This is a genomic window from Planktothrix sp. FACHB-1365 (assembly GCF_014697575.1).
Taxonomy (GTDB): Bacteria; Cyanobacteriota; Cyanobacteriia; order Cyanobacteriales; family Microcoleaceae; genus Planktothrix.
On the sequence record NZ_JACJSC010000001.1, the window covers coordinates 364,493 to 386,332 of the forward strand.

18 protein-coding genes are annotated in these 21,840 nt (G+C 38.4%); 8 read left to right on the plus strand and 10 right to left on the minus strand.

Annotation, left to right across the window (positions count from 1 at the left end):
• Nucleotides 1-41 precede the first annotated feature (41 nt).
• Both kdpB and kdpA read right to left on the minus strand, forming a co-directional pair.
• Nucleotides 42-2,108: a potassium-transporting ATPase subunit KdpB gene (gene kdpB / locus H6G57_RS01645; RefSeq protein WP_199313947.1), complete on the minus strand. Its 2,067-nt coding sequence runs from the start codon at nt 2,106-2,108 to the stop codon at nt 42-44.
• A gap of 38 nt (nt 2,109-2,146) precedes the next feature.
• Nucleotides 2,147-3,829, minus strand: coding sequence for a potassium-transporting ATPase subunit KdpA (gene kdpA / locus H6G57_RS01650; protein WP_190515484.1), 1,683 nt, complete (start codon nt 3,827-3,829; stop codon nt 2,147-2,149).
• A 480-nt stretch (nt 3,830-4,309) separates the two neighbouring features.
• On the opposite strand from kdpA, the gene H6G57_RS01655 reads away from it, so the two are divergent.
• Together H6G57_RS01655 and H6G57_RS01660 are read left to right on the plus strand one after the other, a co-directional pair.
• On the plus strand, nt 4,310-5,386 hold the full coding sequence (locus tag H6G57_RS01655; RefSeq protein ID WP_190515485.1) for a sensor histidine kinase KdpD: 1,077 nt from the start codon (nt 4,310-4,312) through the stop codon (nt 5,384-5,386).
• 31 nt (nt 5,387-5,417) lie between these two features.
• Nucleotides 5,418-6,089 carry a response regulator transcription factor gene (locus H6G57_RS01660; RefSeq protein WP_190515487.1) on the plus strand — a complete coding sequence of 224 codons (672 nt, stop codon included), beginning with the start codon at nt 5,418-5,420 and terminating at the stop codon, nt 6,087-6,089.
• Nucleotides 6,090-6,150: 61 nt separating this feature from the next.
• Here the strand turns inward: H6G57_RS01660 and H6G57_RS01665 are convergent, their stop codons facing one another.
• Nucleotides 6,151-7,452 carry a hypothetical protein gene (locus H6G57_RS01665; protein WP_190515488.1) on the minus strand — a complete coding sequence of 434 codons (1,302 nt, stop codon included), beginning with the start codon at nt 7,450-7,452 and terminating at the stop codon, nt 6,151-6,153.
• Nucleotides 7,453-7,597: 145 nt separating this feature from the next.
• Here H6G57_RS01665 and H6G57_RS01670 point away from each other — a divergent pair, with 145 nt between their 5' ends.
• The gene (locus H6G57_RS01670) at nt 7,598-8,494 is read left to right on the plus strand and encodes a calcium-binding protein (RefSeq protein ID WP_190515490.1); all 897 of its coding nucleotides are present in this window, start codon (nt 7,598-7,600) and stop codon (nt 8,492-8,494) included.
• Between the two features lie 40 nt (nt 8,495-8,534).
• Here H6G57_RS01670 and gatA read toward each other — a convergent pair whose 3' ends face one another.
• Nucleotides 8,535-9,995: an Asp-tRNA(Asn)/Glu-tRNA(Gln) amidotransferase subunit GatA gene (gene gatA / locus H6G57_RS01675; RefSeq protein WP_190515492.1), complete on the minus strand. Its 1,461-nt coding sequence runs from the start codon at nt 9,993-9,995 to the stop codon at nt 8,535-8,537.
• A 198-nt stretch (nt 9,996-10,193) separates the two neighbouring features.
• Between gatA and H6G57_RS01680 the strand changes: the two genes are divergently transcribed.
• From H6G57_RS01680 to H6G57_RS01690, 3 genes are all read left to right on the plus strand, one after another.
• The gene (locus H6G57_RS01680) at nt 10,194-10,637 is read left to right on the plus strand and encodes a helix-turn-helix domain-containing protein (RefSeq protein WP_190515494.1); all 444 of its coding nucleotides are present in this window, start codon (nt 10,194-10,196) and stop codon (nt 10,635-10,637) included.
• Between the two features lie 109 nt (nt 10,638-10,746).
• On the plus strand, nt 10,747-11,382 hold the full coding sequence (locus H6G57_RS01685; RefSeq protein ID WP_242048839.1) for a COP23 domain-containing protein: 636 nt from the start codon (nt 10,747-10,749) through the stop codon (nt 11,380-11,382).
• A 43-nt stretch (nt 11,383-11,425) separates the two neighbouring features.
• Nucleotides 11,426-12,517 (plus strand): serine protease, encoded by a 1,092-nt coding sequence (locus tag H6G57_RS01690; protein ID WP_190515496.1) that lies wholly within the window; start codon nt 11,426-11,428, stop codon nt 12,515-12,517.
• Nucleotides 12,518-12,548: 31 nt separating this feature from the next.
• Here the strand turns inward: H6G57_RS01690 and H6G57_RS01695 are convergent, their stop codons facing one another.
• Nucleotides 12,549-13,157 carry a cytochrome b/b6 domain-containing protein gene (locus H6G57_RS01695; RefSeq protein ID WP_190515497.1) on the minus strand — a complete coding sequence of 203 codons (609 nt, stop codon included), beginning with the start codon at nt 13,155-13,157 and terminating at the stop codon, nt 12,549-12,551.
• A gap of 481 nt (nt 13,158-13,638) precedes the next feature.
• Between H6G57_RS01695 and H6G57_RS01700 the strand changes: the two genes are divergently transcribed.
• Both H6G57_RS01700 and H6G57_RS01705 read left to right on the plus strand, forming a co-directional pair.
• On the plus strand, nt 13,639-14,823 hold the full coding sequence (locus tag H6G57_RS01700; protein ID WP_190515499.1) for an FAD-binding oxidoreductase: 1,185 nt from the start codon (nt 13,639-13,641) through the stop codon (nt 14,821-14,823).
• A gap of 356 nt (nt 14,824-15,179) precedes the next feature.
• Nucleotides 15,180-17,087, plus strand: coding sequence for an EAL domain-containing protein (locus tag H6G57_RS01705; protein WP_190515501.1), 1,908 nt, complete (start codon nt 15,180-15,182; stop codon nt 17,085-17,087).
• A gap of 33 nt (nt 17,088-17,120) precedes the next feature.
• On the opposite strand, the gene hisA is transcribed toward H6G57_RS01705, so the two are convergent.
• The 5 genes from hisA to H6G57_RS01730 all read right to left on the minus strand — a co-directional run bounded on the left by hisA (nt 17,121) and on the right by H6G57_RS01730 (nt 21,739).
• Nucleotides 17,121-17,894 (minus strand): 1-(5-phosphoribosyl)-5-[(5-phosphoribosylamino)methylideneamino]imidazole-4-carboxamide isomerase, encoded by a 774-nt coding sequence (gene hisA / locus H6G57_RS01710; RefSeq protein WP_190515502.1) that lies wholly within the window; start codon nt 17,892-17,894, stop codon nt 17,121-17,123.
• A gap of 96 nt (nt 17,895-17,990) precedes the next feature.
• Nucleotides 17,991-18,380: a hypothetical protein gene (locus H6G57_RS01715; RefSeq protein WP_190515504.1), complete on the minus strand. Its 390-nt coding sequence runs from the start codon at nt 18,378-18,380 to the stop codon at nt 17,991-17,993.
• A 142-nt stretch (nt 18,381-18,522) separates the two neighbouring features.
• Entirely contained in the window at nt 18,523-19,137 is a 615-nt protein-coding gene (locus tag H6G57_RS01720) for a hypothetical protein (protein ID WP_190515505.1), read from the minus strand.
• 270 nt (nt 19,138-19,407) lie between these two features.
• A complete protein-coding gene (locus tag H6G57_RS01725; RefSeq protein WP_190515507.1) occupies nt 19,408-20,541 on the minus strand; it encodes a type II secretion system F family protein in 1,134 nt (377 codons plus the stop codon).
• A gap of 94 nt (nt 20,542-20,635) precedes the next feature.
• Entirely contained in the window at nt 20,636-21,739 is a 1,104-nt protein-coding gene (locus H6G57_RS01730) for a type IV pilus twitching motility protein PilT (RefSeq protein ID WP_072717946.1), read from the minus strand.
• Nucleotides 21,740-21,840: the final 101 nt, after the last annotated feature.

Sequence of the window (21,840 nt, forward strand, 5' to 3'; positions counted from 1 at the left end):
TTTTACTCCAATTTTTTTAGCTGTAAAAACCTGGTTGATTGTTATGTTAAACCAATAACAGCGATGATGCTATCAATCAGTTTAATTCCAATAAAAGGTGCAATGATTCCTCCTAATCCATAAATCAAAATGTTTTCTCGAAGTAATTGATTAGCACTAACGGGACGAAACTTAACTCCTTTTAAGGCTAAAGGAATTAAAGCAGGGATAATTAAAGCATTATAAATTAGGGCGGATAAAATAGCGGATTGACTACTCGCCAAACCCATAATATTTAAACTGCCAATACCTGCTGATGAAAACATCGCTGGAATGATAGCAAAATATTTGGCAATATCATTAGCAATAGAAAAAGTAGTTAACGCCCCACGAGTAATCAATAATTGCTTACCAATGGTGACTAAATCAATCAACTTTGTAGGATCAGAATCTAAATCAACCATATTCGCTGCTTCCTTTGCAGCTTGAGTTCCAGAATTCATTGCTAATCCAACATTTGCTTGAGCTAAAGCCGGAGCATCATTCGTACCATCCCCCGTCATTGCTACTAATTTACCCTGGGATTGTTCCTTTTGAATCACAGCAATTTTATCCTCTGGAGTGGCTTCTGCAATAAAGTCATCTACCCCCGCTTCTTGAGCAATAACTTCAGCCGTAATCCGATTATCTCCTGTTAACATTACGGTTCTCACTCCCATCCGTCGCAGTTGATCAAAGCGATCTCTAATTCCCGGTTTAATAATATCTTTCAGGTAAATAATTCCATACAATTCACTATCTTTACAAACGGCTAAAGGTGTACCACCCAAACGAGAAATACGCTGATAAGCAATATCTAAATCAGCCGTTAGTTGACCTCCACGAGAACGAACAAACCCTTTAATGGCATCAACTGCACCTTTTCTAACTTCGCTTTTATCGGGTAAGTTTGTACCACTCATGCGAGTTCTAGCAGAAAACTCAATTCCTTCGGCTAATTCTCGATTAAAATTAACCATCGCCCCCATTTTTTCTGCAAGTCTAACAATCGATTTTCCTTCCGGTGTCTCATCAAAAATACTCGCTGCGAGCGCTACTTCAGCAACAGCTTTTGGACTATGACCATTCACCGGAATAAATTCTTCAGCTAGTCGATTTCCTAACGTAATGGTTCCGGTTTTATCTAAGACTAAAGTATTGATATCCCCACAGGCTTCTACAGCCCGTCCCGATGTAGCAACAACATTAAATTGAGCCACCCGATCCATTCCAGCAATGCCAATAGCACTTAATAAACCGCCAATTGTTGTTGGAATTAATGCCACTAATAGGGCAATTAAAATTACAATACTAACCGGAGTTTGAACGTAATTAGCAATGGGTAAAATTGTAGCAACCACAATTAAAAATACTTCAGTTAATACTGCTAATAACACCGTTAATGCAATTTCATTCGGGGTTTTTGTTCGTTCTGCTCCTTCAACTAAAGCAATCATTCGGTCTAAAAATCCTTTCCCCGGTTCCGATGTCACTCGCAAAATTAATTCATCAGAAATAATCCGAGTTCCCCCCGTTACCGAACTAGCAACATCGCTTCCAGGTTCTTTTAAAACCGGGGCAGATTCGCCAGTAATTGCGGATTCATCGACGGAAGCAACTCCCGCAATTACGACCGCATCTACTGGAATCATATCTCCCGCAATAACTTTAATTTGATCTCCTTTTTTTAACGATGTGGAACTAATTTCTTCAATCAAACCATCGGGTAATAATTTTCGGGCGGTGGTTTCGGCTTTCGTAGAACGTAAGGAATCCGCTTGTGCTTTTCCTCGTCCTTCTGCAACAGCTTCGGCAAAATTGGCAAACAGAAGGGTTAACAATAAAATCACGGTGACGAGGAAATTAAAGAAGCGATTATTTTCTCCTTGAATGGTTCCAAATAAGTTAGGATCAAGAACTAATAAGGCTGTGATTATTGTTCCTAACCAAACGACAAACATCACAGGATTTTTAATCATGTATTGCGGATCAAGTTTGCTAAAAGCATCCCGAAATGCCCGTTGATACAGTCCTTTAGTATTGACTTTTTTTTGCTTTTTTTGTTGTCGTTTATTTAAGCGAGTTTGCATCATAAAATTGAAGGGGTATTTGAGCAAGAATAGGGAGATTATTTGAAACTAGCAATTTGAAAGGCTTCCGCCACTGGCCCTAATGCTAAAACAGGTAAGAATGTTAAGGCTCCTAAAATCAAAATCACTCCCGTTGTCACACTGGTAAATAGGAGAGAATTGGTTTTTAATGTGCCAGGAGTTTCGGGAACAGGTTGTTTATTTAATAGACTTTCTGCTAACAGTAATAACGCCACAATTGGAATATAACGTCCGGCTAAAAGCACAACGCTAGTGCTAAGATTCCACCATAAAGTATTATCCCCTAATCCTTCAAATCCTGAACCATTATTCGCGGCGGCGGAAGCATATTCATAAATCACTTGGGAAATGCCATGAAATCCGGGGTTTGAAATCCCTGAAAGTTGAGGATAGGCGAGGGTAATAGCACCAGGAATTAAAATAGCAATGGGATGAACCAGTAAAATGACACTGGCGAGAATAATTTCTCTTTTTTCAATTTTTCGCCCTAAAAATTCTGGGGTTCTACCCACCATTAATCCGGTTAAGAACACCGTTAAAATCAGGAAAATAAATAAGTAGACTGTTCCGGTTCCTTGTCCTCCCCAAACAATTTGTAAAAACAGATTAAATAAGGTAGAAAACCCCCCATTCGGCATGAAAGAATCGAGCATTCCATTCACTGCACCGCACATTGTTCCCGTTGTGGTAACAGCCCAGAATGCTGTTTCTGCCCAACCCAACCGGATTTCTTTTCCTTCTAAATTAGGAGCTTGTTGACCGAGAAAATTATTAACAATTGGGTTTCCTTGAAATTCTCCAAAAGCCGTAATAACGATGAAGCCGAAATAGATTAAAAATACCATTCCAAAGAGTAAGCTGGCTTGTTTTTTGTCTTGGATAAAAATTCCAAAGGTATAAATCAAGGAAGCGGGAATACTAACCATTGCTAAGGTTTCAATTAAGTTAGAAAACCCATTAGGATTTTCATAAGGATGGGCTGAATTGGCTCCAAAAAAACCGCCTCCATTTTCTCCTAATTGTTTAATGATTTCAAAATGAGCAACTGGCCCCCGTGCGATCGCTTGGGTTCCTCCGTCTAAAGGGGTAACAATTTGCGCCCCTGCTAAGGTTTCAGGTACACCTAACGCTAATAAAATGACTGCACCAATTAAGGAAATAGGCAATAAAATTCGAGTAATAAAACGGGTTAAATCAACATAAAAATTCCCTAATGATCTGCCTGTTAATCCTCGAATAAAAGCGATAGAAACGGCTAAACCTGTCGCAGCCGAAGTAAACATTAAAAACCCTAATGCGAGTACCTGGCTGGCATAGCTGAGGGTATTTTCACCGGAATAATGTTGTTGATCCGTATTGGTTAAAAATGAAATGGTTGTATGTAAGGTTAAATCCCAACGCGGAGCATTTAATTGCATTGGGTTTAAGGGTAAAATTCCTTGTAAACTGATAATAAGATAGACAAAAACTCCCATCACTAAGTTAATCAAAAGCATGGCGCGAGCATATTGCCAACCTGTCATATCCCGTTGTAAACGAGCTCCACTGAGGTTATAAACCAGGCGTTCCAGGGGATTTAGTATGGGGTCAAGAAGGGTCTTTTTCCCTAAGAAAATATCAGCGATGTAGGTTCCGAAAACAGGAACAATCGCCACTAATAGTCCTAATGTTAGGGCAATTTGAAAAAATCCTTGCCACATAAATATGATAGAGATTTACATCTGAATTTAATCCTATTATTTTACTTTTTTCCTAAAAAACAATCTAACAAAAAGTAGAATTTTGATCAGAAAATGATATAAACCAAAAATATAAGAGATATGTAGTTACTTCTATCTGAGATTATAAACCTCTTGATATAGATGAGTATAACTAGAGATATATACCAATCATAAAAAATGTAGGGGTGGCGTCCTTACAAACCTAGGCATAAAGAGGGTTGGGAGACCCAACCCCTACGATAAAATATTATATGAAATCCTTAAATGTTTGCTGCACGTTTCCCCAGTAGAGACGTTGCATGCAACGTCTCTACTGGGGGGGGTTAGAGGGATAATTTGTAGCATTTATAATTAGATTTTATATTCCAACCTTTGTCTCGAAGGCGAGGATTGCTATAGGTCACTTTTAACGGTGATTTTAAGCTAGATTAAAAAGAGTAATCAATTGGGAAATAAATTATGATTTTAAAAAATACTTTAAAAATTCATTGGTTAATTTTAGGATTCTTTGCGGTGGTGATTTTATTAGAATATACGACTCCCGCAGACTATGTTTTTGGTTATCTTTATACGATTCCGATTTTACTCGCTCATCCCCGTTTAAATCGGATGATTACGCTACAAGTAACTGTAGTGGCTTGTTTATTAACATTATTCAATTTAGTTTTTCCCCTTGCTGAAATCATCAATTCAGCAACAGTTGCTAATCGAATGATTGCCGTTTTCGCTTTAATTATTACGGGTTGGTTAAGCGATCGCACTCGTCGCTATGAAGAAGCAATTTCTCAACAACAAGCTCAACTCCAAGCTCATCACAAACTAGCCAGTGTTCGAGAAGATTTTGCGTCTACTTTGACCCATGATTTAAAAACACCGCTTTTAGGGGCAATTGAAACGCTAAAATCCTTTCAAAACAGACAGTTTGGTGATATTAATTCGACTCAAGAAAAAGTTCTCGATATGATGTTGCGTTCTCACCAAAATAGCTTACAGTTAGTGCAAACTTTATTGGATGTTTATCGGAATGATACGGAGGGATTAAAACTCAATTTAGAACCGATTAATTTAGTTAACATTGCAGAGGAAGCGATCGCAACTTTAACGGATTTAGCCACAACGCGGCGAATTTATTTAAGTTTAAGTTATCGAAACTCTGATTTTCGGAGATTTGTATGGGTAAAAGGCGATCAACTGCAACTTCAGCGCGTTTTTAGCAATTTATTAATTAATGGGATTAATCATTCTCCCCGTGGGGGTCGGGTTGAGGTGATATTGGAGTCTGAAGCTCATTTTCAAGTGGTGAAAATTTGGGATCAGGGTCTCGGAATAACCCCCGAAGAATTGCCGAATTTGTTTGAGCGATTTTATCAAGGAAATAGCGATCGCCAAGCTCAAGGCTCAGGATTAGGATTATACTTAACTCGACAAATTATTGAAGCCCATGGAGGTATAATTTGGGTAGAAAATAAAATCCCCAATGGAGCGATGTTTTGTTTTCGCCTTCCGGCTTTAGCTCAGGGAGAAATCCAACTGTAACACTTAAATTTTTAAAAAAAGTTATAAAAAAATGCAATCAAACCTATTAAGAGTTTTATTAGTTGAAGATGATGAATTATTCCGTCTAGGACTAAATATTCGTTTGCAAAAAGAAGCAGACATCAAAATTATTGGCGAAGCTACCGATGGAGAAACAGCCGTTGAATTAACAAATCAATATTTACCAGATGTGGTATTATTAGATATAGGCTTACCTGGAATTGGAGGTGTAGAAGCCTGTCGTCAAATCAAACAAAACCACCCTGAAATTCCGATTTTAGTCTTAACTTCTCATTCCCAAAAAAGCCTAATTGAACGATTAATTAAGGCGGGTGCATCCGGGTATTGTTTAAAAGGAATTGAACCTCATTTACTAATTTTAGCCTTACATTCTGTTGCTGCGGGAGCTTCTTGGTGGGATCAAACAGTAACAGCAGAAATTCGGACATTTTTTGAAACGACAGGCTCAGGAGAAACCCAAAATACAGCGATCGCTGATCATGATTTAACCCAAAGAGAACAAGAAATTTTAGCCTTAATTGCTGATGGAAAAACGAATCAAGAAATTGCAAATTTACTTCATATTACATTAGGAACAGTTAGAAGTCATGTTCATGCTATTTTACAAAAGTTAGAAGTGCGCGATCGCACCCAAGCTGCAATTCTAGCGATTCAGAAAGGATTGATTTCTAAACCTTCATGACCCCTAATTTAAGGGTTATAAAATTCAAGTTTTATTAGGTTTAATTCAGTCTATTTTACCTTTATTCAGATTCATCTAAACGCTTTTGCCATTCTGCATCACTTTGATCCAGATTTTTTATTTCCTGTTCTAATAAATCAGTTTCAGTTGTATAAGCTAAATTATCTTGATGAATCACAATTTTTTTAGCAAACTGACCAGCATAATTGAGTTTTTTCTTTAAAATTGAACCCCCCTGAGCTAAAATATTAGCTCTTTTTTCTCGCCTAATATTGCGATTATCAATCTTTTTATTTTTTCCTTGAATCCAAAAATATCGAATCAGAGGAATCGTTAAAAATCCTATACCGTAAATCAATAAAATGGGATAAATAAATTGCACAAACCCTAAAAATCCGGTTAAATATCCAGCAATTTCAGGAGTTTTCAATAAACTTCCCAACATTAATGCGCCAATTAAATTAACCGAACCTAAACCAATTGCTCCTAAAACTTGCCCAGAAGTTGCTAAACTAAAACGCCATTTTTTTTCTTTTAAATAAGCAGGGACAGGCTGAGTTTTGGAGTTTTGCGCTGTGATTTGCAATTCAGGAAAATGATAAATTAATTGTCCTTCTGGACTCACTTCGGGTCGGCCATCAAATCGAGCTAAAATCGGTAACATATAATCTTCATATTCTTGAGCGACTGAACTCCCAATTTCATCTAAATAAGGGGTTATTTGTTCCGCAATAATCGCTCCTTTTTGATTATGAATAACTCTGCCAATCGTTTGCCATCTGCGTTCTTCTAAATTATAATTCGGATTTCCATCTCCAAACATAAAGGAAAAAACAGCTTCCAAAAAATTCATCTTTTTTTTGTCACTGTTCTTAGTTTCATACCGTTGATAATTGTTATTATCCCAAGAAACAAACCACCACCAATCCGATATAAACCAACTAACAGGAAAGAAGCCAACACTGCTATCATTTCCGCCTGAACTATCATTATCCTGACTAGAATTAATTGCAATTAAAATAACAATAATAGCAACAACAATCAGAAGAATTGATGCAATCAAAATAATTCCAAAAGAAATCCGAATCAGGTAAAATAAAACTTTCCAGATTTTTTCCCACCCATCTTGTAATTTTAACCGCCAATATTTATTCCGCAGAATAGCCCGAAAATTTTGGGGAAATGCAAAGGCTATATCTCCTGACTCAGCAACTTGTAAATGACCTCCTGCTTCCGATGCTAGAGCTAGAAGTTCTCGTTGGGCGATATTAACATCAATTCCCGCTTGAGTGGCTACATCGCCACTGGTAACACGATGCCCTAGTTTTTCAACTGCATTGATGATGCTAGGATTAAGAACCATTGGTTTCTCCTACTCAACACTCATCCAATTTCATCAGGGGTGATTTTCTTTGGATAATTCTATTATTACTGTTTTTTTGAAAATTGGGTTACTGTTGTTATAGTAAACTTAAGACAGAAGTAAATAATCGGAAGGTTGTGAAAAAATGTTAACCTTAGAAACCTTGTTTGATGAAGAATTCTATCTTGCCCAATATCCTGATGTTGCTCAAACCATTGAAAGTGGAGAATTTGATACAGCTTTTGATCATTTTATTGAGATAGGTCAAGAATCAGGTTATGAACCTAATGCTATCTTTGATAGTCAATATTATCAGGACACAAACCCTGATTTATCTGCTCAAATAGAAGAAGGATTTCTGACACCTGTTGAACATTTTATTAATTATGGTCAGTTTGAATTGCGTTCTCCGAATCCCTTCTTTGATCCATTCTATTATTTAGAACAATATTCCGATGTCAAAGGTGCTTTTCTGAGAGCAGAAATTAATCCCTTTGAACATTTTTTTCTGTTTGGACAATATGAAGGGCGAAATCCGAGTTTAGCTTTTGATACTAACTTTTATCAAACTCGATATCCTGAAATTATATCAGAATTAGAATCAGGACTATATAACACCTTATTTGAACATTTTTGGCAGCAAGGGTTAGCCGACGGAAGATTAGGAACACCTCCGGCTTTAAAAGACGATCTCACTCAAGCCGTTGATCTTGATATCTTGTTAGGTAATCAAACAATTATTGGCTTAATTACAGATGTTGATCCGGTTGATATTTATCAATTTATTATTCCTAATTTTAAGAGTGATTTTAGTGCGATTATGAATCAAATGAAAGCTAATTTAGATTTAGATTTAATTCAAGATCTGAATGGAAATCAAGCCGTTCAAAGTAATGAAATTATTGCGACTTCTGCGAATTTAAATTTAACCCCAGAATCAATTAAAATTGAGCAATTACCCAGTGGAACCTATTTTCTACGAGTTTCTTCAGTAGAAGGAAACACAAATTATCTCCTAAATTTATCAGCAACTCCTGTTTAGTGAATGAAAAAAAGGTGGGCGAACCCACCCCACAGTTTAATTAAATTCCCTTGGGTTTATAATTATGCCAATCTGTTGCTTTTTCATAGGCATGAGCAACTTCTAATAATCGAGATTCCCCTAACGGTTTCCCAATTAATTGCATTCCAATGGGTAATCCTTGATCATCAAAACCACAGGGAACACTAATTCCGGGTAAACCCGCTAAATTCACAGGAATTGTCATTAAATCCGATAGATACATACTCAACGGGTCAGCCGTTTTTTCACCTGCTTTAAAAGCCGTTGAAGGTGCTGTCGGACAAACTAACACTTCCACCTGACTAAAGGCGCGATCAAAATCTTCCTTAATTAAGGTTCTCACCTTTTGGGCTTTCAAATAATAAGCATCATAATATCCCGCCGATAAAACATAAGTTCCCACCATAATCCGCCGTTTAACTTCCGCCCCAAATCCTTGCGCCCGGGTTTGCTGATACATTTCAATTAAATTCTCTGCATCAGGATGACGGAACCCATATTTCACCCCATCATAACGAGCTAAATTCGCAGAAGCTTCCGAAGGTGCAATCACATAATAAGTCGGTAAACCATACCGGAATCGAGGACAAGAAACAATCTGAATTTCTGCTCCTAATTCCTGTAAAACACTAATGGCTTTCGTTACCGTTTTTTCAACAATTGGATCTAATCCTTCTCCAAAAGTTTCTTTAATCACCCCAATTTTAATTCCGCTTCTGGCTCTTAAAGTCGGTCTAAGGGCGGAAACATAATCAGGAACAGGAAGGTTTAAACTGGTGGCATCTTTCGGGTCATGACCGGCGATCGCTTGTAATAAAATAGCAACATCTTCTACACACCGTCCAAAGGGCCCAATTTGATCCAAAGAAGACGCATAAGCCACTAACCCATACCGAGAGACTAAACCATAGGTCGGTTTCAGCCCCACAACGCCACAGAAGGAAGCCGGTTGACGAATGGAACCCCCCGTATCAGATCCCAAGGAAACCACCGCTTCTTCGGCTGCAACGGCTGCGGCTGACCCTCCCGAAGACCCCCCCGGAACTCGTTCGAGATCCCAAGGATTAGCGGTCAGTTGATAAGCTGAGTTTTCCGTTGAACTCCCCATCGCAAACTCATCGAGGTTGGTTTTTCCCACCATTACAGCCCCAGCCGCAGCGAGTTTCTGGGTGACAGTGGATTCATAGGGAGGGATAAAATTCTCTAAAATTTTAGAACCACAGGTTGTCCGAATTCCCTCAGTACACATATTGTCCTTAATGGCGATGGGAATACCGGCTAATAGACCAATTTCTTCCCCCGCCGCAATTTTGGCATCCACTTGACGCGCCTGTTCCAAGGCTCGATCTGCCGTTACACAAAGAAAACTCTTTAATTTAGGTTCGAGTTGTGCAATCCGATCCAATGCCTCCTGGGTGATCTCAACGGCGGAGCGTTCTTTCTTGATCAGTTGTCGGTGCAACTTACGGATGGATGCCATACTCTACTTTTCCTCTTGTTCTTAAATACCCATATCTGAGTTTACCAGAGGAAGGGGAGGTCTGTGGAACAGGCATCTTGCCTGTTAACCCGTTAACTTGTTAACTGCGGTGTGTCGGATAAAAATTCTCTGTTCGATCCGGAAAAGCATAAAAAGTTGGGATAGATTAACCAACTTTCCTGATGCTATATCGGAGGAATGCCACCTAAAGCTCACTTAGAACCCCATCTGACGCTCGAAGACCTAAAAGTTCGTTATCGTCAAGCACGAGATACAACTGAGGCTCGTCGATGGCACCTGCTTCACCTTGTGGGGGGGGGTTGGACAATCAAACAAGCGGCGGATATTGTGGGGTTAAATTACGATTACGCCAAAGAAATTATCCGGCGCTACAACCATGAGGGGCCAAGTTCCATCAAGAACCGCAGCCGAGAACGCCAACCCCCAATGGCAAAATCTCTACTGACTTCAGGACAACAACAAGAATTGATGGAAGCGTTGCAAGGGCCCGCACCCGATGGAGGCTCTTGGTCTGGGCCAAAAGTAGCAGAATGGATTGCTCATAAAACAGGTCGTGATCACGTTTGGCCGCAAAGAGGTTGGGATTATCTCAAACGCTTAGGAGTGAATTGGAGGAAGTGAACAACCCTGAATGATCGGGACTAAAGCCTGGAATATCAGTTTTTTAAGGGTAATATTCCTCCCTTGTAATCTTTTATATTTTTGTATCCGTTAGCAAGATAAAACGAATATGGAAAACTCAATTTTTCTCAAAAGTTTACAGATGAGCGCGATCGCCTTTAGCACTTTTTTCGTGTTAACTTCTGCAAGTCAAGGACGAGAGTTATCTCCGAATAGTTCCTGCGATTTTGGAAATTGGAATCGTTGTCAACAAAATCAAGTTGAAATCCCTAATTATCAGTATGCTGAACGGGTTAGACAACAGTTTTATTGTGGTGTAAGTTCTGATGGAATTCCGACAACTTTTGTTAAGAATTCACGGGGCACTTTTCCGGTTATCCGGTGGGTTTCTCGAATTTTTGATGATGCTGGTTATGTTCCTGAAACTCGCTGTCGTCAAGTGTCTTCAAAATTCCAACAATTTTATGAACGAGGCTTATTAAATTATGTGACTACAGGACGGGTTAATCAACAACCTGTTATCTGTGTTTCTAATAGTCAAGAGGGGCCTTGTTTAGGTGTTTTATTTACGTTGAAACCAGAACAAAATGCAAGTCGCACGTTAAAACAGTTATTTGATCTCCGAGCGAATGCTAGTGCTGGCCCCCTAGAAGAAAGTCAGGGTCGATTGTATTTGGATCTGAATCAATATATTGAGGATAAAGGTAGTGTTTCGGTATCGGATTCAGTTCGATTAGATAGATAAACAACCTTAAACAAAAAAGCGATTGATTTTGATTTCAATTATCATGGTTGATCCTTCTAATATTTCTCAAAAACTTAAAACTTTGACGGGTATTGGCAGTTGTTTAATCACGCTCCCAATACTTATTTTTTCTGATGTTTTTTTAACTTCTTATACTGTAGAGGTTCGAGATCATCCTTCAACTCTGTTTTCAGTTAAATCGAATTGTTGGGATATTTCTTGTCAAGTTTGTTCTCCGAAAGAACTCCAACGAATTGCTCAAAAAATTACTGTTAAAATTTTATCCGGTTCCGCTTGGGGCTCAGGTATTTTAGTCAAAAAACAGGGAAATATTTACACTGTTCTAACCAATCAACATATTTTAACCCCCAGTGACCCACCCTATTCAATTCAAACGCCTGATGGTAAAATTTATTCCAGTTATCCCATTTCTAATGGAAAGTTTTGGGGTCAGGATTTAGCTTTATTACAGTTTAAAAGCCAGACTCAGATTTATGCGATCGCAAATCTACAACTCTCTCCTGCAATTCAACCAGGAGACAAGGTATTTGGCGCGGGTTTTCCCTGGTTAGAAGTATCTAATGATCTAAATGCTATAGAGATTAAAAATCATACCCAAATTTCAAAAACTCAGTCTGAATTATCACTATTATCAAAACCTTTACCTTCTAAATTTTCTCAACTCAATGAACCTGGATTTTTACCTAAATTAGGACTGCATTTAACACGAGGTCGGGTTTCTCTAATCTCGGAAAAAGCAATCCAACAAGGGTATACTATTGGTTATACGAATCCCATTCAAAAAGGCATGAGTGGGGGGCCATTATTGAATTCCCAAGGGAAAGTAATTGGAATTAATGGAATGCACGCCTATCCCCTTTGGGGAGATCCTTACATTTATCAAGATGGTTCTTTACCGAGTCCCCAACTCCGTGAAAAAATGGTGCAATTAGCCTTTGCAATTCCGATGGAACAAGTAATAGCATCTATCCCCGAATTAAATCAGTCTTCGGTTTTAGTAGAATTATTTTTATCCCCTTCTCTATTAGATCAACATTTTTCTGTATTGATTCATCCCTTAAATTATCCTAACTTTGATAATTTAAAAGTTAATCTTACTTGTAATAGTTTTTAGGATAGATAGAGCAGATCATCTCATCTGTATACTATTTATTAAAAAAACGTTGACACCAATTTTGAATATTATTCAACCATAATTTAGGATGATCTTGAGGTTTATAGTTGGTTTTAAACATAGAAACAATTAAAGGGAAACCACCGACTTTAACAACCATTAAAACATGAAGTAAAATGGAAAATAAAATAATGACCCAAGCGATTAAATGAACAAAATACCACAGGTGATTAAATTCTCCATTAGGGAGCCAATTTTCTTGCTGAAATTTTCCTGAAATAACCGAGAATGCGGCTGCAATTAACGCTAGGGTATTACTCAGGCGAAGAAGGGTATACCACCACACAGGTTTATTGATTTGCGTTAAGGTTTGTAGGGTATTTCCTTGAATTAAGCGTTTTCTTTCTGCAATTAAACTATAGACAGCAAAAATAATATAGACAAACAAAAGGAAAAATCCAAAGGTTCCATGAATATCAATTAAGTTGCGGTTTTCCTGTGTTAATCCTAGCCCTCCAAAACGGCGATCATAACTGTCATAAACTAAAAATCCAGTGACTAAAGCACCTAAAACTAAAAACGCATTTAAAGCGTGAGAAAGTCTTAAAAATAGAGGTTGATAGGGTTGTGATTGAGCCATTATTCAACAATTGTTTGGGAGGATTTGGGATAAATTATGAATCAATAATGAATCATAGTTTATCCCGAAAAAGCTGTTATGTATTATAAACACTTTTAGTTTTAAATTTCAATCTCAGGGAGTTTTCAGATCAGACCCAAAGGCTATTTTCAGACTAGGGACTGGAACTCTATCAGGACTAACACAAACCTTTTTCGTACTATTCAGTCCTAAGCTGGGTCAGAGACTCTGAGTGAAGAAAAGCATCTGAAAAATTGTAACCTAGTTAGCCAAAATTTTAGAAGTCTCCGCCCCTTATATTACAACGTTAAATCGAATTGGAGACTTGAAGCAGTGGGGATGGGAAGATTCAGGACAACGACGGGGAAAAACGATTCTTTATCGACCCATTAATCTGCCAAAATAAATATCTAACCAGCCATATTTATTGTATAGTAGATTATGAGTCTGGTTACAATTTCACTACTACCACAGAGATTCCATGAACGCTTACGATTGGATTGTAGTTGGGTCTGGAATTACCGGTTCTGCACTCAGTTATGAATTAGTTAAAAAAGGATTTCAGGTACTCTTATTAGACCCAAATCCGATATTAGATGGTGCAACTCGTTATAGTTATGGCGGTTTAGCATATTGGTCAGGAACAACAGAACTAACCCGAATTTTATGTGAAGAAGGTCGCCAACGTCATCAGATTTTATCCGATGAGTTAGGAATCAATACACAGTTAAGAGAACTCGATTTAATTTTAGTCGTAAATCCTGATGATGATCCAGAATTGATAGCCCAAAAGTATCGCTATTTTGCTACACCTCCTCAATTTATCACCGTTGAAGAAGCCTGTAAATTAGAACCTTTATTAAATCCGCAGGGCATAAATGGAGCATTTACAGTTCGTCATGGTCAAGTTTCTCCCGAACATCTAAATAAAGCTTATATTAAAAGGTTTAAAAGTTTAGGAGGAAATCAAATTTTTGATCAAGTTTTGCAAATTTATCCGATTCAAAATCAAGCGGTTCAAGTCACAACTCATTTAGAACAATATGAAGCTGAAAATATCGCCATTTGTGCAGGAGGGTTAAGTCGCCAGGTCTTAAAAAATGCCGGAATTTCAATTCCTATTTATTTTACCCATACTGAAATTTTAGAAACCCCCCCCGTCGATTTAAAATTACAAACAATTGTCATGTCGGCGTCAATGGAACGTTTTCAACTTGAAGCCAAATCAACGCAACCGGAATTAGAACCTTTATGGGAAAAACCGGGTCATGAGTTAACACCATTTATTGTGGATAAAAGTGCCGCTCAGTTGCTAGACGGTCGAATTAGAATGGGTCAACCTTCCCGTGCTTTCAGCGATGTTAATGCTCAAGTGAACCTCCTCGAAAGTGAAACCTTGATTCGTCAGGAAATCATTAAAATTTTACCAGCCTTGGCAAATTTACCCGCAACTTGCTATCATTGTTTAGTAGCCTTTAGTTCCGATAGTTTACCCTTGATTGGTGCTGTTGGTAACTTTGACAAAATCCATATTTTTTCAGGATTTAGTAATCCTTTAGTTTTTATTCCCCCCTTAGCTCAACGGTTTGCAAATTTTATCACAGGACAACCCGATCCAATCATCACCCAATTATCCCCTTTACGTTTGATGAAATTGATCGGGTAAAGAGTGAATGCGCCACTCTATTTTGGTGAATCTTAGAAAAAACTTGCTTTTATTCTCAAAATGTGTTAGTTATTGGATTAACTTTTGTAACAATGAGTTCCTGATCTGATCATCAAAGTAGTCATAATCGCTATTAATTCTTGATCCTGTGTATCTATCACCCCTTTTTCCCTCGTTTGAACCCTCGTTATCAGTTCAAAGCAGACATCGCAACACAAAGATCAGGAATGCTTGAGAACCCAAAATTTCATCCTTTGATTAACACATTGATAGGACATCAAAGCCTAGTTTAAATTTATATTCAATTTGAGCAAAATTCCGGCTGAATTGAAACATATCCCATAGGAGTAGATTGTATGAATACTGTAGTCAAGCCCAGATACAAAATTTTAATTATTGATGATAACCCTATCAATGTTGACTTATTATTTGAGTATCTTGATTATGCTGGATTTGAAGTTTGGAAAGCATTAGATGGAGAAAGTGGTCTGGAAATTATTGACCAAAATACGCCTGATTTAATCTTATTAGATGTGATGATGCCGGATTGGGATGGATTTGAGATTTGCACTCATTTAAAAGCCAATCCTGCCTATAGTGAAATCCCTGTTATTTTTATAACAGCATTAGCAGAAACCCAACAAAAAGTTAAAGGATTAAACTTAGGGGCTGTAGATTATATTACCAAGCCTTTTGATCAAAGTGAAATCTTAGCCCGGATTAATCTGCACTTAAAGCTTTATGCTTTAAATTCTCAATTAAAATCTGAAATTCAGGAAAAAAGACAAGCAGAACAAGCTTTAAATCAGCTAAATTTAGAATTAGAAAAACGAGTAGAAGAACGTACCTCCCAACTGCAAAGTACCTTAGAGGAATTACAGCAGGCACAACAAAAACTATTAGAGAGAGAACAGCAATTACACTATAAAGCTTATCATGATCCACTGACAGGACTTCCCAATCGAGCTTGGTGTATTTCTCAACTTAAAACCTTAATTGAACAAGCTAAATCTGACTTTAATTATCATTATGCTGTCTTGTTTTTAGATTTAGATCGCTTTAATGTTATTAATGATAGCTTAGGTCATTTATTAGGAGATAAACTGTTACAAAAGGTTGCTAAACGCTTAGAATCTTGCTTAACCTCTAATCTCCATATTGCTCGTTTAGGAGGAGACGAATTTGTTATTATTGTTGAAAAAATTAGCGATGAGCAGGAGGTTATGACCATTGCTCAAAAAATTTTAGATGTGTTAAGTCCCGTTTTTCAATTAAATCAATATGAAGTCTATACGGGGGGGAGTATAGGAATTACATTTAGTAAATTTGGATATGATCACCCCGAAGATATCCTGCGAGATGCTGACGTAGCCATGTATTCTGCGAAAGCAAATGGCAAAGGTTGTTATCAACTTTTAACCAGTGAATTGCAACAACAAGCCATGAGTCGTTTACAGTTAGAAAATGATCTCAGGCGTGCTATTCAAAATGAGGAATTTTCTCTCTATTATCAACCTATTATTTCTCTTCCCAACTTCCAAAAATTAGGATTTGAAGCGTTAATTCGTTGGCATCATCCGCAAAAAGGTATGATTCCTCCAGATCAATTTATTCCTGTGGCGGAAGAAACCGGATTAATTATTGAGTTAGGATGGTGGGTGATCAAAACTGCTTTAAACCAAATTGAAATTTGGCAGGAACAGTTTCCTGGATTTTCAGAACTTGCGATTAATGTTAATGTTGCACCTCAACAATTAATGCTGGTTTCTTTCTCTGAACAAGTTCAAGAGCTATTTTCGCATTTCAAAATTAAAAGACATCAAATCAAATTTGAGATTACAGAAGGCTCGTTACTGAAAACTGGATCTCATCACATTGAAGCTTTAAAAAGGCTGAAAAATCTAGGAATTCAATTTTGTATTGATGATTTTGGGACAGGATATTCTTCCCTCAGTCGTCTTCATGAATTCCCCATTGATACCTTAAAAATTGATCGCTCTTTTGTGCGTCAAATTGGTTCAAATCAAGGAGAAATTGAGTTAATTAGAACCATTATTACCTTAGCTCATGGATTAGGAATGGATGTTGTCGCGGAAGGAATTGAAACAAAATCCCAACTGAATCAATTATCATTATTAGGATGTGAATGGGGACAAGGATTTTTATTTTCAAAACCCTTAAATTCTATCGATGCAACTCAATATATTGCAGCTTTGTTAACCTCTCAATGGAAGCAAGAACGGGTTAAAGCCTTGCTGATGTAAACCCATTCTTGAACTAAATCTCGACCTTAACAATTAAGCAAAGGCAGAGTTTCCAAAATCGCAGGGAACATCTTGCCATCGTCCTTGACCGACGGCTTGAATTGCTTCTTTTAAATTAATATCCCCGGTATAAAGTGCTCGTCCCACAATTACATCAGTGACCCCTAAAGGTTCTAGGGATAATAAACTTAATAAATCTGTAATCGAACTCACTCCTCCAGAAGCAATCACTGGAATTGAAACGACATTAGCAATTTCTCGTAAAGCCTCAAGATTAGGCCCAATGAGGGTTCCATCCCGATGAATATCAGTATAAATAATCGTGACAACCCCTAACTGTGCCATTTGTTCGGCTAAATCCGTCGCTAAAATTTCCGAGGTTTCTAACCATCCTTTCGTCGCAACTTTGCCATTTCTAGCATCAATTCCCACCGCAATATGACCGGGAAATTCTGCACATAAATCCGCAACTAATTGAGGTTGTTCGACTGCAATCGTTCCTAAAATTGCCCGTTCTACTCCTAAATTGAATAGGGTGGCTACGTTGTCACGGGTGCGTAATCCTCCGCCAACTTGTACCGGAATATTAATCGTATTTGCGATCGCTTCTATCACCTGATAATTTGTAGGTTTTCCAGTTTTTGCTCCATCTAAATCTACTAAATGCAACCTTGTTGCTCCTTGTTCAACCCAATCTTGAGCAACCGCAATGGGGTCATCATTAAAGGTTTGAGCTTGGTTATAGTCTCCTTGATATAATCGAACACAACGTCCGTCTAATAAATCAATGGCTGGAATAATATTCATGGGATGGGTTTATGATCAACAATACTCAGTTTCCCACAGAATAAAACCCCCGCTTTGCGGGTTTTATTCTGTGGTGATCAAAGTGTTAGATTCTAACTAGATTAAAACGGTTTCTTTTTCAGGAGTTGAATCAGTTGGGGTCGGGTCAGAAGCAATATCTAACGCACCCCCTGGAGCTTCAGGATGTTCCACATAAACGGCTTCTGTCATGGCTTTAGCACCTTCCGAACGACCTTTGAGATAAATACTTCCTAATCCTAATAACCCGGCTGTTCCGAGGGCTAATCCAGCAATGATGCCATAATCCGGTTTAATCGGGGGAATTTTTGTCCACACCGAACCGGAATTAAAGTTAGAATTTGTCAACAACCCATTAGACTTATATTTGCTAAAAGGACAAGGACTCGCTTCCGACACCGGAGAGAACACAGCACTCAAAGTTGCTGTAGCTAAGAGGCTCACGAGTAAGGGTTTGAGTTTGTTCATGATCATTGCCATATTGGGGATGTTTAATTTGGTAATGATAGCAGGAGATTTTAAAATTAGCCGACCCCAATTGATTTTTAATCCAGATATTTTGATCCATTAAGTTCCTTCCCATCCCCCAAACCCAACATTCACCAGCGACTTATCCCCACTCTCCGCCAAATTCTTGATATTCTTCTGATTCGATTTGATCGAGATCAGGATATTCATAATTATCAATCATTTCCTCTACAGAGTGAATAACAAACGGTAAATTAGCACCAATTAAACCCCGTTTAATTCGTTCTGATGTTTCAGGAAATAAAACAAATAGGGGATAAATATCATCAGCCTCTTGAGAATCAATGTGTTTATAATGGTGAGGCATTATCCATTCATAATCTTGATCTAATAACACTTGGGTTAATCGCCAACGGGCTAATAAATCCGATAATTCTTCTTGAGGACGGTGAATAAAAATAAAAATCTCCGCCCCAATTTTAACTTTCCATTCTGGATCACACATCAAAAGTCCAATATCGCAGGGTAAACCCACCGCATCCCCCGGTTTAATACTAATTCCCTGCTGTCCTGAATAGGAAACTCCGTGTCGTAAACGTACAATCGGTAACGGAATGGTAATCACGCTATCATCAGAACGGCGAATACTCGGAACCATTTCAAAATAAGGACGATGTTGCTTCAGTAAAGTAATGGCTGCTTCCGAATTACTATATTCTGCCAGCAACGCTTCATAATGGGATTTTAGAATAGACATAAATCATTTCAAATAAAACGTTTACAGCATTGGTTAATGGGGTAATAGGTAGAATCAACCTTTAATTACGAATTACGAATTACGAATTACGAATTACAAATTACAAATTACGAATTACAATTCTTAATTCTTAATTCTTAATTCTTATTGAAAGTAGTCAATATCAATGAATTGATAGCTGATAACTGAATCTGATACGATTAAGAATTTCATCGTTTATACATCAGAAATTAGTGTTTGATAGACAATCTAATTTTCTGGGTTTTGGAATTAGCCAATTTTTTCAAACACGGCAAACATAGGCAGATACATCGATAGCAAAATTGAACCCACAATTCCAGCTACCATCACAATCATTAGGGGTTCTAACATACTGGTAAGTCCTTTTACAGCTTCTTCCACTTCCGTTTCATAGAAGATCCCTACTTTCATTAACATTTTGTCGAGTTCCCCTGATTCTTCTCCAATTGCAATCATTTGAATAGCCAAAGGAGGAAATACATTGCCTTCTTGTAAAGCTAAACTAATTAAACCGCCTTGTTGAATAGAATCTCTGGCATTTCTAATACATAAAGCGATGGCCGCATTTCCTGCCACCTCTTCCACAATTTCCAGAGAGTTCATAATCGGAACCCCAGACCGGGTTAAGCTTCCAAAAATTGTACAAAACCGCGCCACAGCCGAAATTTGAATCAGGTTTCCAAAAATCGGTAACTTCAAAAATAGCTTATCAAAAAACATTCTTCCCCCAGGGGTTTTATAAGCGGTTTTATAAGCAAACAATAACCCTATCAACGTCCCGATTACAATAGCTTGTGGAATCGGGGGCCAGGTTCTACAAAAAGCACTAATATTGAGCATGATCTGGGTAAACATCGGCAGTGTTGCCCCAATATCCTGAAACACCTTAGCAAAGGTGGGAAGTAAAAAAGTTGTCATCCCAAAAAAGATAGTAATGGCAATAAAAAACACCGTTTTGGGATAAGACATAGCGGACTTAATTTCGGCTTGGGTTTTGTGGTTTTTTTCCATCATTACTGCTAGCCGTTCTAAGACTTCATCTAAAACCCCCCCGGTTTCTCCAGCAGATACCATACTAATAAAAAGCTGATCAAAAATATCAGGAAATTTCCTCATAGCCACAGAAAGTTCTGTCCCTTCTTCCACATCAGCCCGAATGGAAGTTAAGGCATTTTTTAACTTAGCATTACTACATTGATCACTTAAAACACTCAAACATCTCGCCATTGCAATCCCGGCGTTAAACATGGATGCAAATTGACGGGCAAAAATCGCTAAGTCTTTAACGGTAATCGTTGCCAGAGCAATGCTAATACTTTCTTCAATTCGTTTAAAGTCAAAACCCCGGTTTCTGACTTGACTGCGAACTACACTCCCTGCCATAAATTTTTACCTACTCAGTATTAATTTTTTACTGATAACTGATGATGCGGATACTTGATAACTGATAACTGACAACTGACAACTGATAACTGATTTAAGCTTTGGCTTTTTGTCCCTTAGCGGCGGAGGGAGCAGGGCCAATTAAACGTTCTAATTCATCGGGTTTAGACGACTTACTCATGGCCGCTTCCCAAGTGACTTGACCTTCGTTATAGAGTTTCGCCAAAGCCATTTCCATCGTTTGCATCCCTAATTTTGCCCCCATTTGAATTTGGGAGTAAATTTGAGAAGTTTTTCCCTCCCGAATCAGGTTAGCCATAGCAGGAGTATTAGCCATAATTTCAATCGCCGCCCGACGACCTCCTCCAATAGCGGGAACCAAGTTTTGACTACAAACCCCCACCAGTGAACCGGATAACTGTGCTCGGATTTGGGGTTGTTGAACGGGGGGGAATACGTCTAACATCCGGTCTACGGTTGCGGCTGCGGAGTTGGTGTGCAGGGTTCCAAAGACTAAGTGACCCGTTTCTGCCGCCGAAATCGCTAGACCAATGGTTTCTAAGTCCCGCATCTCTCCCACCAGAATAATATCGGGGTCTTCGCGCAAAGCTGCTTTGAGGGCATTTGCAAAGCTTTTGGTGTCCTCTCCCTTTTGTCGCTGGTGGAACAAACTTTTAATATTGGGAAACACATATTCAATCGGGTCTTCCACCGTTAGAATATGTTCTGAGCGAGTCCGGTTAATTAAGTCTAACAAGGCTGCCATGGTTGTGGTTTTACCTGAACCCGTTTGACCTGTGACCAATACCATTCCCCGTGGGCGTTCAGTCATGTCCCGAATTACTTGGGGAACCCCTAATTTATCAGCATTGGGAATCTTAGAGGCTAACGCCCGCAAACAAGCCGCCCAACATCCCCGTTCTCGATAGACGTTGACCCGGAACCGAGCTAATCCTCTTACCCCGTAAGCACAATCCAGTTCCCATTCTTGCTCTAACTGCTTACGCTGCATATTATTCAGCATTTGGTAAATCAGAACTTGCACCTCTTCAGCCGATTGAGTTTCTCCAAATTGGGGCTGAGGGGTCAGTTTCCCACTAATCCGAAAAAAGATAGGCGCACCCGCTTGAATATGAATATCAGAGCCACCTTGTTCGACTAAAGACTCTAAAATGTCTTCAATCATTAATCCCGGCATAATTATTCTCCTCTAAACTCTTGTTGATTGTGTACAGACTAAGGGAATTACGAATTACGAATTACCAATTACGAATCCTGATAACTGATAATGCGGATACT